Origin of the sequence: Thioalkalicoccus limnaeus (genome assembly GCF_041197575.1) — a bacterium.
Taxonomy (GTDB): domain Bacteria; phylum Pseudomonadota; class Gammaproteobacteria; order Chromatiales; family Chromatiaceae; genus Thioalkalicoccus; species Thioalkalicoccus limnaeus.
In genome coordinates this window covers 24,108-38,506 of the sequence record NZ_JBDKXB010000021.1, presented here as the reverse complement: position 1 = coordinate 38,506, position 14,399 = coordinate 24,108, and the positions used below count along the sequence as shown (strand labels likewise).

Annotated in this window: 11 protein-coding genes; 7 read left to right on the top strand and 4 right to left on the bottom strand. The window is 65.8% G+C overall.

Annotated features, from left to right (window positions below; genetic code table 11):
- Positions 1 to 32: 32 nt before the first annotated feature.
- Together ABC977_RS13665 and metE are read right to left on the bottom strand one after the other, a co-directional pair.
- Positions 33 to 860, bottom strand: coding sequence for a phosphorylase family protein (locus tag ABC977_RS13665; protein ID WP_369667821.1), 828 nt, complete (start codon positions 858 to 860; stop codon positions 33 to 35).
- A gap of 9 nt (positions 861 to 869) precedes the next feature.
- Positions 870 to 3,239 carry a 5-methyltetrahydropteroyltriglutamate--homocysteine S-methyltransferase gene (gene metE, locus ABC977_RS13660; RefSeq protein WP_369667820.1) on the bottom strand — a complete coding sequence of 790 codons (2,370 nt, stop codon included), beginning with the start codon at positions 3,237 to 3,239 and terminating at the stop codon, positions 870 to 872.
- 99 nt (positions 3,240 to 3,338) lie between these two features.
- Here metE and ABC977_RS13655 point away from each other — a divergent pair, with 99 nt between their 5' ends.
- From ABC977_RS13655 to ABC977_RS13640, 4 genes are all read left to right on the top strand, one after another.
- Complete coding sequence (locus ABC977_RS13655; RefSeq protein ID WP_369667819.1) at positions 3,339 to 4,253, top strand: LysR family transcriptional regulator; 915 nt, start codon at positions 3,339 to 3,341, stop codon at positions 4,251 to 4,253.
- Positions 4,254 to 4,256: 3 nt separating this feature from the next.
- Positions 4,257 to 4,475, top strand: a complete 219-nt coding sequence (locus tag ABC977_RS13650) for a cysteine-rich CWC family protein (RefSeq protein ID WP_369667818.1) — start codon at positions 4,257 to 4,259, stop codon at positions 4,473 to 4,475.
- A 228-nt stretch (positions 4,476 to 4,703) separates the two neighbouring features.
- Positions 4,704 to 5,930 (top strand): zinc metallochaperone GTPase ZigA, encoded by a 1,227-nt coding sequence (gene zigA / locus ABC977_RS13645; RefSeq protein WP_369667817.1) that lies wholly within the window; start codon positions 4,704 to 4,706, stop codon positions 5,928 to 5,930.
- Between the two features lie 4 nt (positions 5,931 to 5,934).
- On the top strand, positions 5,935 to 6,183 hold the full coding sequence (locus ABC977_RS13640; protein WP_369667816.1) for a hypothetical protein: 249 nt from the start codon (positions 5,935 to 5,937) through the stop codon (positions 6,181 to 6,183).
- A gap of 73 nt (positions 6,184 to 6,256) precedes the next feature.
- Here the strand turns inward: ABC977_RS13640 and dnaE are convergent, their stop codons facing one another.
- Together dnaE and ABC977_RS13630 are read right to left on the bottom strand one after the other, a co-directional pair.
- On the bottom strand, positions 6,257 to 9,820 hold the full coding sequence (gene dnaE, locus ABC977_RS13635) for a DNA polymerase III subunit alpha (protein ID WP_369667815.1): 3,564 nt from the start codon (positions 9,818 to 9,820) through the stop codon (positions 6,257 to 6,259).
- Positions 9,821 to 10,069: 249 nt separating this feature from the next.
- Positions 10,070 to 10,465 (bottom strand): hypothetical protein, encoded by a 396-nt coding sequence (locus tag ABC977_RS13630; protein ID WP_369667814.1) that lies wholly within the window; start codon positions 10,463 to 10,465, stop codon positions 10,070 to 10,072.
- Positions 10,466 to 10,479: 14 nt separating this feature from the next.
- On the opposite strand from ABC977_RS13630, the gene dksA reads away from it, so the two are divergent.
- The 3 genes from dksA (at position 10,480) to ABC977_RS13615 (ending at position 14,364) form a co-directional block, all read left to right on the top strand.
- Positions 10,480 to 10,914 (top strand): RNA polymerase-binding protein DksA, encoded by a 435-nt coding sequence (dksA, locus tag ABC977_RS13625; protein WP_369667813.1) that lies wholly within the window; start codon positions 10,480 to 10,482, stop codon positions 10,912 to 10,914.
- A complete protein-coding gene (gene gluQRS / locus ABC977_RS13620; protein WP_439849192.1) occupies positions 10,799 to 11,824 on the top strand; it encodes a tRNA glutamyl-Q(34) synthetase GluQRS in 1,026 nt (341 codons plus the stop codon). The genes dksA and gluQRS overlap by 116 nt, the downstream gene beginning before the upstream one ends.
- A 146-nt stretch (positions 11,825 to 11,970) precedes the next feature.
- Positions 11,971 to 14,364, top strand: a complete 2,394-nt coding sequence (locus ABC977_RS13615) for a phosphoketolase family protein (RefSeq protein ID WP_369667812.1) — start codon at positions 11,971 to 11,973, stop codon at positions 14,362 to 14,364.
- The last annotated feature ends 35 nt before the right edge of the window (positions 14,365 to 14,399 follow it).

Sequence of the window (14,399 nt, the reverse complement as noted above, 5' to 3'; positions counted from 1 at the left end):
GCAGCCAAACGCGAGGCGCGGCTCGGGGGCGATTAGGGAGCCGTAGAAGCGCCGAATCCTTCTGCGCTTTCCTGACGATCCAACTCCCCGATCAGGCACTCGAGCCCACCCGCCAGGTGTTCCGATGCCGCACGCACCTTTTGTCCGAGCCGATAGAGGTCCAGCACGCAGCGGGGACGAGCGAGCACCGCGGCCAGCGCGGTCCTCACCCGCATCGCACCGGACTCGGGATCGAACAGCGCCAGGATCTCGGCCGGCAACGCCTCGTCGACGGCGTCGCTGATCGCACGCAGCGACAGCAGGGGCACCTGTTCGCGGGCGCAGACCTGCGCGACGGCCAGGGTCTCCATATCGACCGCCAAGGCGTCGTGCTCGGCGCCCAGCGCGCGCTTCTCCGCCGGGCAGCCGATCGGCCGATCCATCGTCAACAGTTTGCCACGATGCATCGTCGAACCGGCGGCCACGAGGGCCGCGCGCGACGCATCGCGCAGGCCAGGCAGCGGGATCTCGATACCACCGCCGACGACGGCGTCCGCGAGAACCAGATCCCCTCGGACCAGACCCTCGCGCAGCCCCCCGGCGACACCCGCCGAGATCAGCCAATCGGGGCGATACTCGGCGAGCAAGACCTCCGCTCCGCGGCGAGCCGCCTCGCGGCCGACACCCCCGTGCAAGACGACCAGCTGCCGCCCCGAGAGCCACCCCTGATCGACCCGCAGACCCATGCGGCGACTGCGCCGGACATCGGCCAATCGGTCGCGCAGCGCCCCGGCCTCGAGGCCGAGCGCAACCAGGATCCCGATGCAACCACGCTCGTCGGGCGGGTGACCCGACTGGCCTTGCCGCGGGACACTCGTCATCCGATCGCCCTACCCGTCGGCGGTTAAAGAGACGATGGGCCTGTCCATCGGCACGGGTGAGTGCGGAGTCCTTTCGGCATCGGCTGTTTCTCGCGGTTGACCGCTCGCGTCCCGCAACAGCCGCGCGGCGCCGACCATGTTGCGCAGCGAGGCCTCGACCTCCTTCCAACCACGCGTCTTGAGCCCGCAGTCCGGATTGATCCACAGCCGTTCGGCCGGGATGCTTCGCGTCGCCTTGACGACTCGCCCCACGATCTCTTCGGTGGCTGGAACGTTCGGCGAATGGATGTCATAGACCCCCGGCCCGATCTCGTTCGGATAGTCGAAGTCCGAGAAGGCCTCCAGCAGCTCCATGTCGGAGCGGGCCGTCTCGATCGTGATCACGTCGGCATCGAGCTCGGCGATCGCGGTCATGATGTCGTTGAATTCGGAGTAACACATGTGCGTGTGTATCTGCGTGCTGTCGGCGACCCCGCCCGCGGAGACGCGAAACGCCCGTGTCGCCCAGTCGAGGTAATCCCGCCACGCGGCGCGGCGCAGCGGCAAGCCCTCGCGGAAGGCCGGTTCGTCGATCTGGATGATCCCGATGCCGGCCTTCTCGAGGTCGATGACCTCGTCGCGCAACGCCAGCGCAATCTGCATCGCAATCTCGTCGCGGTCGAGGTCATCCCGAGCAAAGGACCATTGGAGCATGGTCACCGGGCCGGTCAGCATCCCTTTCATCGGACGCTCGGTCAAGGACTGGGCATAGGTCGTCCAGGCGACCGTCATGGGTCCGGGGCGGGCCACGTCACCGTAGATGATCGGCGGCTTCACGCAACGCGAGCCGTAGGACTGGACCCAACCGTTACGGCTGAACGCGAAGCCATCGAGTTGCTCGCCGAAATACTCGACCATGTCGTTGCGCTCGGCCTCCCCATGCACCAGTACGTCGAGTCCCCAGCGCTCCTGCACCTGCACGTCGTGGGCAATGCGCTCGCGCAGGACGGTTTCGTAGGAAGCGGCGTCCAAGCGACCATTTTTGAAATCACGTCGGGCAACTCGCAGCTCGGCCGTTTGCGGAAAGGAACCGATGGTCGTCGTCGGGTACAGCGGCAGAGGGTAACGTTCGCGCTGGGCCTTGGCCCGCTCCGAATACGAGCTGCGCCGGCGAGCCGCGTCGGCGCCAAGCTCGGATACCCGCTTGCGCACCTCGGCCCGGTTGATGTCCGGCGAGGTACGGCGAGACTGCGCGGCCCGATCGCTGTCGGCGAGGACCTCGGCCACCGCGTCACGGCCTTGATCGAGCGCTCGGCATAGCACGGCGACCTCGGCGACCTTCTGCGCCGCGAACGCCAACCAGGAACGGATGCCCCTGTCCAAACGCTCCTCGCGCGCCAGATCGACGGGCACATGCAGCAACGAACAGGACGGGGCGACCCACAGGCGCTCGCCGAGGCGCTCGCGCAGCGGTTCGAGCCGATCAAGCTCTTGGGTCAGGTCGGTGCGCCAGATGTTGCGGCCATCGACGACGCCGACCGACAGGACTTTATGACCCGGTAGCTTGGCGAGCACCGGCTCGAGCTGTCCGGGGGCGCGAACCAAGTCGACATGGAGACCATCGACCGGCAGATGACAGGCGACATGCAGACTGCCCTCCAGCGCGCCGAAATAGGTCGTCAGTAACAGCCGGGGTCGGTTCCCTGCCAGGCGGCCATAGGACCCTTCGAACATCCGGAGCCACTCGGTCGGCAGATCCAACACCAGAATCGGCTCGTCGATCTGGACCCAGTCGACGCCTTGCTCGTTCAATCTCGCCAGGATTTCCTGATAGACCCCGACCAAGGGATCGAGCAGCTTCAGTCGATCGAAGTCGCCCCCCTTGGTCTTGGCCAACCAGAGGTAAGTCAGGGGTCCGATCAAGACCGGGCGCGGCGAGAACCCCTGCGCCTGGGCCTCGGCGACCTCGGCGAAGAGCTTGTCGCTCGCGAGACGAAATCGCTGGTCCGGTTGCAGCTCGGGCACGATGTAGTGGTAATTGGTATCGAACCACTTGGTCATCTCGCACGCCGCCGCCGGTTCGCCGGACGGGGCGCGGCCCCGGGCCATCCTGAAGTAGGTGTCCAAACCGATGCGCTCGCTCGATTCGCCGAAACGGGGCGGCACGACACCGAACATCAGGCTGTGATCGAGCACTTGATCGTAGAACGAGAATTCCCCGACCGGGACCTGCTCCAGACCGGCTGCGCGCTGGAGCTGCCAGTGCTGGGCGCGTAGGTTGGCCGCTGTGGTCAGCAGATCAGCTTGCGTGGTCTTCCCCGCCCAGTACGACTCCAAGGCCCATTTCAATTCGCGGCCGACGCCGATCCGCGGAAAACCAAGGTTGTGAGCGATCGTCATGGCGACTCCCGAGATCTTTCGTTTGTGTCGCGGCGATTATCGCCCTATGCTGTTTTATCAAGAAATGGATGTTTTTTCAGGTGATCGTGAAGAAAATTCATGTTTCTCGAGATCAAACACCTGCGAACCCTCGCCGAACTGTGCGAGACTGGTTCACTGACGAACGCCGCCGCCCGTTTGCATTTGACCCAATCGGCGCTGTCACACCAGATACGCTCGATCGAACGGCATTTCGGCCTGGTGCTCTTCGAGCGCAAGAGCCGGCCGCTGCACCTGACCCCGGCCGGGGTGCGCCTGCTGGCGTTGGCGCGGCAGGTCCTACCGGAGGTCGCGCGCGTCGAGTCCGAGCTGATGCGACTCGCGACGGGCGCGGCCGGTCGCCTGCACATCGCGCTCGAGTGCCATAGCTGCTTCGATTGGCTGCTCCCGGCGATCGACGGCTACCGCCGGGATTGGCCGGAGGTCGAGCTGGATTTGAGCATGCGTTTCGATGCGCTGCCCGCCGTTGTCGAAGGTCGTGTGGATCTGGTCATCACCTCCGATCCGATCGCCGATACCGCGCTCCTGTTCGAACCTTTGTTTCGCTACGAGGTGCGCGCGGCGCTCCACCTGTCTCATCCGCTGGCCGGCCGAGCGCACCTCGAACCGGCGGACCTTCGGGACGAATGCCTGATCACCTACCCGGTCGCACCCACTCGCCTGGACGTATTCAGCCGCTTCCTGACCCCGGCCGGGATCATGCCGGCCGGCGTGCGAACGACAGAGCTGTCGCTGATGATCCTGGAATTGATCAAAAGCGGCCGGGGCGTCGCGGCCTTGCCGAACTGGGTCATGGCATCGGCCGTCGACAACAAACAGATCGCGACAGCGGCCCTTGGACGCGACGGTGTCTGGACCACGCTGTTCGCGGCGCGACGCGCGGAAACCCAGGGTTTCCCGTATCTCGACGACTTCATCGAGACGGCACGCCGAACGGCGCTTCGCAGCCTTGCCGGCATCCGCCCGGCAGACTGAATCATGATGCCCGACGCCTGGATCCCGAAGCACGAGACCAAGCAGTGCCCCCGGTGCGGGCGCCTTTTCGTCTGCATGGCCAACCGCGTGATGCACTGCGAATGCATGACCGTGTCTCTGAGCGAACGGGTCGCCGACCTGATCGCCCACCAGTACGACGACTGCCTGTGCCTGTTCTGCCTGCGGGCATTGCAACAGGAGGACGCAAAGGATAGGCGTTAGGTGCGGGTTTGGCACCTCGCGCGCGACGCGGCGCCAGCTTGTTCGGCCCGGCGAGACGCTTTCACGCCACCCCAGGTGCCCCGCTGAAGAGGTCGACTCTTGGTTTCGCCAACGGCGTCGCCATAACGTTATAACGTAACGTTCGTTCATTCGATTCACGCGATGCGTGCTTCGTTTGGCCGCGATGCTCGCCGCCGAGGTCGATCGCACAAGGTCAGGAGTCTCGCCATGTCAACCGCCGAACCTCAGCCACAGTCGCTGCCAGTCACCGTGATCTCCGGTTTCCTCGGGGCCGGCAAGACGACCCTGCTGAACCATCTGCTGAACAACCGTGACGGGAAACGCGTCGCGGTGATCGTCAACGACATGTCCGAGGTCAATATCGATGCCGATCTGATCGACAAGGAGGTCGCACTGAACCGCGCCGAGGAAAAGCTGGTCACGATGTCGAACGGCTGTATCTGCTGCACGCTGCGCGAGGACCTCTTGTCCGAGGTCGCGGATCTGGCGCGCGCCGGGCGCTTCGATTATCTGGTGATCGAATCCACCGGCATCTCGGAGCCTCTGCCGGTGGCCGAGACCTTCACCTTCCGCGACGAGGACGGGGTCAGCTTGTCGGATCTCGCGCGCTTGGACACCATGGTCACGGTCGTGGACGCGGTGAACTTCCCGAAGGATCTCGCCGAGGCGGAGGCCCTCGCCGACCGCGGTGAATCTCTCGGCGAAGGCGATCACAGGTCGGTCGCCGAGTTGCTCGTCGATCAGGTCGAATTCGCCGATGTGATCATTCTGAACAAGCTCGATTTGGTCACGACCGCCGAACGCGAACGCTTGACCCATGCGATCCGCCAGCTCAATCGCACGGCCCGGATCGTTCCGGCGCGGTACGGACAGGTGCCGGTCGACGCGGTCCTGAACACGGGATTGTTCGATTTCTCGCGCGCCGCGCAGGCGCCGGGCTGGCTCCAGACGCTGCGGGGCCAGGCGACGCCGGAGACCGAGGAGTACGGCATCTCGAGCTTTGTCTATCGCGCCCGGCGGCCCTTCCATCCACAGCGTTTTCTCGCGGCGATGCAACAGGATTGGCCGGGCGACGTTTTGCGCTCCAAGGGTTTCTTCTGGCTTGCGTCCCGCCACGACCTCGCCGGTCAATGGTCGCAAGCCGGCGGGCTCGTTTACCACGGGCCAGCCGGATGGTGGTGGTCGGCCGTCCCCGAGGCACACTGGCCGACCGATTCGGAGGCGCGAGAGAGGATCGAGTCCGAGATGGTCGGACCCTATGGCGATCGCCGCCAGGAGATCGTGTTCATCGGCCAGTTTCTCGAGCCCGAGGCGATCCGTACCCGACTCGATGCCTGCCTGCTCGATGACGACGAATGGCGCGCCGGGCCGGATACCTGGCGCCACTACCCTGACCCCTTCCCAATTTGGACGCGTGATGCCGAGGCGCACTGAGACCATGAAGAATCCCATCGACCGTTACGCCGCCGAGCTACTGCCGTCTGATTATCCAAGCTGGCGGTACTGCATCGAAAAAAAGTGCGGCATTCCTTTGACCCGCGACTTCATCGAAGAGCGCATCCGCGTGCTCGGTGACCGGAACCAAGAAGAGACGCGGCGCTTCGTGCAAACCTATGGCCACGGCCATCTCGACCAGGTGCTGGGTTGGTTCCGTCAGGCCAGCGAGGATCAGGTCGCGGGGCGTTGACGAGATCGAGCCGCGCCGTCAGCCGCCCGGCGCGGCCGAGTCGCCTCGCCCGGCCCTGGCCATGGCACCAGGATCACGACGAGGCCGCGGCGAAAGCGGGGCGTGCCCCCGTGTTGGGCATGTGGGCCACCGGCGCGCGGTCATAGATGACCCGGACGCCATCGGCTCCGAGCAGTTGACGCAGCCTTTTGAGCAACGCGTCGGTCGGTTGGACACGCCAATCCTCGGCGAACCGCAGGGCCCCTTCGGCCGTTGGGCAGCGATAGGTCAAACGGATCGGCAACCCGTCTCCGCGGTAGGTCGCCAGGATCTCGTGGAGTCGATCGATGGTCGCCGGCCCTCCATCGTGGGCCTGCGCATCCGACAGGTCGAGCGTCAACGCAAGATGATCGGCAAGCGATGCACGCGCCTCTTCGAGGGTCTGGACCTCGTCGGCGCGTAGCGACCAGCTGTCCCGATAGTCATCGAAGCTCAGTGTCCCGGTCACCGCGAGGATCGCATCGGGCACCAGACGTTCACGCACGCGCTCGAACAGCTCGGAGAAGCAGGTCACCTCGATCCGCCCGGTGCGATCGTCGAGCAGAACCGATCCGAGCCGGCCGCGCACGCTCTTGCCTTGGCGCACACTGACCACCAGCCCGACGACGGTCCGGCGTTCCCGGTCGTTACGCTGCCGATCGAGCTCGAGCAACGCAGCGATGCGGCGGCGGCAGATCGCCTTGATCTCGGCCTCGTAGCGGTCTATCGGGTGGCCCGTCAGGTACAGGCCCAGGGTCTCCTTCTCGCCCAGCAGGACCTGCTCCTCCTCCCATTCTTCTTCTTGATTCTGCAACAACTGCGGATCGGGCCCCGGTGCCTGACTCACCTCGACGGCCCCGAACAGATCGACCTGGCCAGCCGCCCGGGTTGCGTGGTACTGCTCGGCGAGCTTCAACGCCAGCGGCAGTTGCGCCATCAGGGTCGCCCGATTCGGCCCCAGGCCATCGAGGGCTCCGGCACGGATCAGCGCTTCGAGCACCCGCCGGTTGACCTTCTGCAGCTCGATGCGCCGACACAGATCCCAGATGTCCGCGAACGGTTCCTGGTCATGGCGTGCGGCAAGCAGCGCGTCGATCGCCGCTTCGCCGACGCCCTTGATCGCACCGAGCCCATAAACGACGGTTCGCTCATCAGCAATGGTAAAACGGTAGGCCGAGCCATTGATGCTGGGCGGCACGACGGCCAAGCCCATCGCGCGGCATTCGTCGATCAGGGCGACGACCTTGTCGGTATTGTCCATGTCGGCGCTCAAGACCGCAGCCATGAAGGCGGCCGGGTAATGGGCCTTGAGCCACAGGGTCTGGTAGGAGACCAGCGCATAGGCGGCCGAGTGCGACTTGTTGAAGCCATAGCCGGCGAACTTCGCCATCAGATCGAAGATGTGCGTCGCGATCGCGGCCGGGACCCCGCGGGCCACGGCGCCCTGCTCGAAGACGGTCCGTTGCTTGTCCATCTCCTCGGCCTTCTTCTTGCCCATCGCGCGGCGCAGAAGGTCGGCTCCGCCGAGTGAATAGCCGGCCAGGACCTGGGCGATCTGCATCACCTGCTCCTGATACAGGATCACGCCATAAGTCGGCTTGAGGATCGGTTCCAGTGCCGGGTGCGGATAGACGACCTCCGCCTCGCCATGCTTGCGGGCGATGAAGTCGTCGACCATGCCGGATTGCAGCGGCCCCGGACGAAAGAGCGCGACCAGGGCCGTCATGTCGTCGAAACTGTCGGGCTTGAGCTTCTTGATCAGCTCCTTCATGCCGCGCGATTCGAGCTGGAACACGGCCGTCGTCTCGCAGCGCTTGAGCAGCGCGAAGGCCTTCGCATCGCTCGCATCGATCCGATCGATCTCGATCGGCGCCTCGCCGCGCGCGAGACGCCCGGCGTTGATCGTCTTCAGGGTCCAGTCGATGATGGTCAGCGTGCGAAGGCCGAGGAAATCGAACTTGACCAGCCCGACCTGTTCGACGTCGTCCTTATCGTACTGGGTCACCAGGTTGACGCCGCCCGGCTCGCAGTAGAGCGGTGCGAAATCGGTCAGGTCCGTCGGCGCGATCACGACGCCACCCGCGTGTTTGCCGGCGTTGCGGGCCAGACCCTCGAGCTTGCGCGCCAGGTCGATCAAGCCGCGTATCTCCTCGTCATCCGCGTAGGCCCGTTTCAGGTCATCGCTCTCGGCCAGCGCCTTCTCCAGCGTCATGCCCAGCTCGAAGGGCACCATCTTCGCGACCTTGTCGACGAAACCGTACGGGTGCCCGAGGACCCGGCCGACGTCGCGGACCACGGCCTTCGCCGCCATGGTGCCGAACGTGATGATCTGCGACACGGCGTGGCGCCCGTAGCGCTGGGCGACATAGTCGATGACGCGGTCGCGGCCCTCCATGCAGAAATCGACATCGAAGTCGGGCATCGACACCCGCTCCGGGTTCAAGAAGCGTTCGAACAGCAGATCGTGCTCGAGCGGATCCAGGTCCGTGATCTTGAGTGCATAAGCGACCAGCGAACCGGCGCCGGAGCCACGCCCGGGACCGACCGGGATCCCATTGTCCTTCGCCCACTGGATGAAGTCGGCAACGATCAGGAAGTAACCGGGAAAGCCCATCTGCGTGATCACGCGCAACTCGAGTTCGAGCCGCTCGTCGTAGAGGCGCCGGCGCGCGGCGGCATCCGGTGCCGCCGGGTCGAGGAAACGTGACAGGCGCCACTGAAGCCCGGCGCGCGAGCGCTCCGCGAAGACCTCGTCGAGGGTCTGACCCGTCGGGACCGGAAAGGCCGGTAGGACGCTGCGGCCCAACTCCAATTCGAGATTGCAGCGCTTGGCGATTTCGACGGCATTGTCGAGCGCCTCCGGGAGGTCGGCGAAGAGCTCGGCCATCTCCGAGGGCGCACGCAGATACTGTTCGGGGCTGTAACGGCGCGGCCGGCGCGGATCGTTGAGTGTGCGCCCGTCGTGGATACAGACACGCGCCTCGTGGGCCTCGAAGTCGTTAGGTTGGAGAAACCGTACATCGTTCGTCGCAACGACGGGCACCCCCTTGGCCGCAGCCAGTTCGGTGCCGGACAGCATCCACTCGGGCTCGCCGTCGCGGCCGGTGCGCGTCAGTTCCAGATAGAAGCGGTCGCCGAAGATCGCCAGCCATTGCTCGAGCAGCCGCTCGGCCTCCCGCTGTTGCCCGGCCAGCGCCGCCCGCGCGATGTCCCCCTCGACGCCGCCCGACAGCGCGATCAGGCCCTCGTTGACCTGCGCCACCCAGTCCGGCTCGACCTGCGGGAGGCCGAGGTGCTGCCCCTCCAGATAGCCACGCGAGACCAGCCGCATCAGGTTGCGATACCCCGTTCGGTCCTTGACCAGCAGGACCAGCCGATGCGGCTGCTGCGGGTCCGAGGCGTTGCGCAGCCACAGCTCCGCCCCGGCGATCGGCTTCACGCCGGCGGCGACCGCCGCGCGGTAGAAGCGCACCAGCGCAAACAGATTGCCCTGATCCGTCACCGCCACCGCCGGCATCCCGGCCTGCGCTGCGGCCTTGACCAGGGGCTTGATCCGGATCAGGCCATCGACCAGCGAGTACTCGGAGTGCAGATGAAGATGAACGAAGCTCGGGTCCACGGGTGTCCTGTCCTTAAGTCAGATGAAGGCATGACGGTCACGGCAGGCGCCGACGGTCGACTCCCGACCGGCCGATCGAAGGCTCGAGATGATAAGCCGGCTGGCGTGAACGCGTGCCCGGCGGGTCCGTGACAAGGCGACCCGGAACCGGCCATCGGACCCAAGGCTCACGCAGTCCGAGAGGCGGACCCGTTCCCTCGATCAGGGGCGCCACGACCGAACCAGGGTAACCGAGCCATCGCATCCTTGCTAGCGGCGCTCGACCGCCTCGGTCGACGACGGCCTCGGGCACCCCTCTCCGTCGCCGACCCACGGGCGCCGCCGAAACCGCGTCGGTGATCCGCGCGGGAGCCGCCACCAGCCACGACCACAGGCGGTCCATGCCTCGATCGCCGTACGGACCGGATAGCGATCGCGCAGCGCCGACAGGACACGATCGTCGAGGCGTGCCGGACGCGGGAGTCCGGCGCCTCCCGCAAGCTGGGCGCCAGCGCCCCCGGCCCCGGCCCCGGATCCGAAGTTCGATGGATCGCCGATGCCGGATACGCGAAAAGGGTTGCCGATCCGCGAGGCATCTGGTAAGAAGCGCTGCCCTTGACGATCGCCCGCCCCGAACGGGGTCCGGCAGACACTTAACAGAGCCATGCGGGAGGACAGCGATGGTGGCAACGGACAGGCAAGGCGCCAAGGCGTTCGGTTTCGCGCCCTACGGGGCGACCCCAGACGAGGACTACATGAATCCACGACAGGAGGAGCATTTCCGTCAGATCCTGCTGGCCTGGAAGCTCAGCCTGATGGAGGAGGTCGATCGCACCGTACACCACATGCAGGATGACGCGACCAATTTCCCGGACCCGAACGATCGTGCAACGCAGGAATCCGAGTTCAGTCTGGAGTTGCGCGCCCGGGATCGCGAGCGCAAGCTGATCAAGAAGATCGACGAGGCCCTCGACCGGCTCGAGACCCATGACTACGGTTATTGCGAGGGGTGCGGCGTCGAGATCGGTATCCGCCGACTCGAGGCCAGGCCAACGGCTACCCTGTGCATCGATTGCAAAACCCTCGACGAGATCCGGGAGCGGCAGCGCGGCTGACGCCCCGCCCCGGTATCGCGGCCGGTTCGCCCCGTCGCCGACGGGGCTGCTGCATCTCGGTTCGCTCGTCGCTGCCTTGGGCAGCTTTCTGGACGCGCGAAGCCGGGGCGGCGAATGGCTGGTGCGCATCGAGGATCTCGACCCGCTGCGCACGGTGTCCGGCGTCGCCGATGCGATCCTCTCGGCGCTCGATGCCTGCGGCCTGCATTGGGATGGCTCGGTCCACTACCAGAGCCAGCGCACCGCGGCCTATGCCGCAGCGCTCGATCGGTTGATCGAGCAGGGTCTGGCCTACCCCTGTGCGTGCAGCCGCAAGGAGATCGCGGCGCACGGGCTCGCCGGCATCGAAGGACCGGTCTACCCCGGCACCTGCCGCGCTGGCCTGCCGCCGGGGCGAACGGCGCGCGCCTGGCGCGTGGGTACCGACAACGACGAGGTCGCCTTCGTCGATCGGGTTCAAGGACATCGTGCGCAGAGGATCGCGACCGCCGTCGGTGACTTCGTCGTGCGCCGCGCTGACGGGGTGCATGCGTATCAATTGGCGGTCGTCGTCGACGACGCCTGGCAGGGCATCACCGATATCGTGCGCGGGGCCGACCTGATCGCCTCGACGCCGCGGCAGATCCATCTCCAACATCTGTTGGGCGCGCCCTCCCCCCGCTATGCCCATCTGCCGCTCGTGCTCGATGCAACTGGGCGAAAACTGAGCAAATCCGACGCCGCTCACCCGCTGGATCCGCGCGATCCGCTCCCGGCCCTGCTGCGCGCCTGGCGGTTCCTCGGTCAGCCGCCACTGGAAACGGCGCCGGCCAATCCGGCCGAGTTCCTCGAGATGGCCACCCGCGTGTGGGCGATCGAGCGGGCCGCACACCAAGATCGACGAAGAATCGCGGCACGCCAAGCCGAGTGACCCGTCGGCGTCGGAACCATGGGACGAGGTGGGCCTCAGAAAGGGGCAGGAACAGACGATGGATGCGAGCCAGCCGGCTTTCGCGCGAGGCCTGGTAGCTGGTTCCGGCGTCGGGTACCGTACCACCAACCATTGGAGGAGACACCATGGATAACGCCCTCTCCCTGTCCGCGGACAACCGCACCCCGCTGTCCTCCGAACGAATCGCCGCGATGGACGCCTACTGGCGGGCCTGCAACTACCTGGCCGCCGGCATGATCTATCTGCGCGACAACCCGCTGTTGCGCGAGCCCCTGCGACGCGAGCACATCAAGCAGCGCCTGCTCGGCCACTGGGGGGCCAGCCCCGGCCTGTCCTTCGCCTATGTCCATCTGAACCGGATCATCACCGAGCGCCACCAAGAGGCCATCTTCATCGCCGGTCCGGGCCATGGCGCACCGGGCGTGCTCGCGCCCGTCTATCTGGAGGGGACCTATTCGGAGATCTACCCGAACACGAGCGAGGATGAGGACGGGCTCACGTCCTTCTTCAAGCAGTTCTCGTTCCCGGGCGGGATCGGCAGTCACTGCACGCCCGAGACGCCGGGGTCGATACACGAAGGCGGCGAGCTCGGCTATTCGATCTCACACGCATTCGGCGCCGCCTTCGACAACCCGCGCCTGCTGGTCGCCGTCGTCGTCGGTGACGGCGAGGCCGAGACTGGCCCGCTCGCGACCTCGTGGCATTCGAACAAGTTCCTGAATCCGATCCGCGATGGTGCGGTGCTGCCGATCCTGCATCTGAACGGGTACAAGATCAACAACCCGACCTTGCTCGCGCGGATCCCACGCGACGAGCTTGCCGCTTTGATGCGGGGGTACGGCTGGGTTCCGCACTTCGTCGAAGGCGATGACCCAGCGGCGATGCATCAGCAGATGGCCGCGACCCTCGATCGCTGTCTCGACCAGATCCGCGAGATCCAGCAACGGGCACGGACCAGCGGCCAGGCGACGCGCGCGCATTGGCCGATGATCGTGCTGCGGACGCCGAAGGGCTGGACCGGTCCGCGCGAGGTCGGTGGCAAGCAGGTCGAGGGTTCGTGGCGCAGCCACCAGGTACCGCTGTCCGATCTCGACGCCAATCCGGACCGGATCCGACAACTCGAGGACTGGCTGCGCAGCTACCGACCCGACGAGCTGTTCGATCGCGCCGGACGCCTGATCCCGGAACTCAAGGCGCTGGCGCCGAAGGGCCTGATGCGGATGAGCGCGAGCCCCCATGCGAACGGGGGCCTGCTGCGGCGGGCCTTGCGGATGCCAGACTACCGCCAGCACGCGCAGACCGTCGCGCAGCCGGGACGGGTCAGCGCGATGAACACCAAGCCGCTCGGTGCCTTCTTGCGCGACGTGATGGCCAAGAACATGGACAATTTTCGCGTCTTCGGCCCCGACGAGAACACCTCGAACAAACTCGATGCCATCTACGCCGTGAGCAAGAAGTTGTGGCTCGCCGACTACCTGCCCGAGGACGCCGATGGCGGCGAGCTCGCCCCCGACGGCCGCGTGCTCGAGATGCTCTCCGAGCACACGCTGGAAGGTTGGTACGAGGGCTATGTGCTGACCGGCCGCCACGGCTTCTTCGCGACCTACGAGGCCTTCGTCCACGTCATCGACTCGATGTACAACCAGCACGCGAAGTGGCTCGCGATCTCCGAGGAGATCCCGTGGCGCGCGCCGGTCTCGTCGATCAACCTGTTGATCACCTCGACCGTCTGGCGCCAGGACCACAATGGCTTCACGCACCAGGACCCGGGCTTCCTCGACGTCGTCGTCAACAAGAACCCCGAGGTCACGCGGATCTATCTGCCGCCGGACGTCAACTGCCTGCTGTTCACCGCCGACCACTGCCTGCGCAGCCGCAACGACATCAATGTGATCGTCGCCGACAAGCAGATGCATCTGCAGTACCTCGACATGGACCAGGCGATCACGCATTGCACCAAGGGCGTCGGTATCTGGGACTGGGCGAGCAACGACCAGGGCGGTGAACCCGATGTCGTCATGGTCGGCTGCGGCGACATCCCGACCAAGGAGGCGCTTGCGGCGACGGCGCTGCTGCGCGAGTATTTCCCGGATCTGCGCATCCGGTTCATCAACGTCGTCGATCTGTTTCGGATGCAGCCGGAGGGTGAACACCCGCACGGCCTATCGGATCGGGATTTCGACAGCCTGTTCACCGTCGACAAGCCGATCATCTTCAATTTCCATGGCTATCCGTGGCTGATCCATCGGCTCGCCTACCGGCGCACGAACCACAAGAACCTGCATGTGCGCGGCTACAAGGAGAAAGGCCATATCAATACGCCGCTCGAGCTGGCGATCGAAAACGAGATCGATCGCTTCAGCCTGGCGATCGATGTGATCAATCGGGTGCCGCGGTTGCAGGTGTCCGGCGCCCATGTCAAGGAACGCTTGAAGGACCACAAGATCGCGTGCCGCCAGTATGCGCACGAACATGGCACCGATGCGCCCGACCTCGCGAACTGGACCTGGCCACACTGAAGCAACGACTGCGACCGAAGGAAGGGGTTGTCATG

Excerpts from the sequence above, each read along its gene's own strand:
- ABC977_RS13665 (WP_369667821.1), bottom strand. The coding sequence starts at position 860 with ATGACGAGTGTCCCGCGGCAAGGCCAGTCGGGTCACCCGCCCGACGAG.
- metE (WP_369667820.1), bottom strand. The coding sequence starts at position 3,239 with ATGACGATCGCTCACAACCTTGGTTTTCCGCGGATCGGCGTCGGCCGC.
- ABC977_RS13655 (WP_369667819.1), top strand. The coding sequence starts at position 3,339 with ATGTTTCTCGAGATCAAACACCTGCGAACCCTCGCCGAACTGTGCGAG.
- ABC977_RS13650 (WP_369667818.1), top strand. The coding sequence starts at position 4,257 with ATGATGCCCGACGCCTGGATCCCGAAGCACGAGACCAAGCAGTGCCCC.
- zigA (WP_369667817.1), top strand. The coding sequence starts at position 4,704 with ATGTCAACCGCCGAACCTCAGCCACAGTCGCTGCCAGTCACCGTGATC.
- ABC977_RS13640 (WP_369667816.1), top strand. The coding sequence starts at position 5,935 with ATGAAGAATCCCATCGACCGTTACGCCGCCGAGCTACTGCCGTCTGAT.
- ABC977_RS13630 (WP_369667814.1), bottom strand. The coding sequence starts at position 10,465 with ATGGCTCTGTTAAGTGTCTGCCGGACCCCGTTCGGGGCGGGCGATCGT.
- dksA (WP_369667813.1), top strand. The coding sequence starts at position 10,480 with ATGGTGGCAACGGACAGGCAAGGCGCCAAGGCGTTCGGTTTCGCGCCC.
- ABC977_RS13615 (WP_369667812.1), top strand. The coding sequence starts at position 11,971 with ATGGATAACGCCCTCTCCCTGTCCGCGGACAACCGCACCCCGCTGTCC.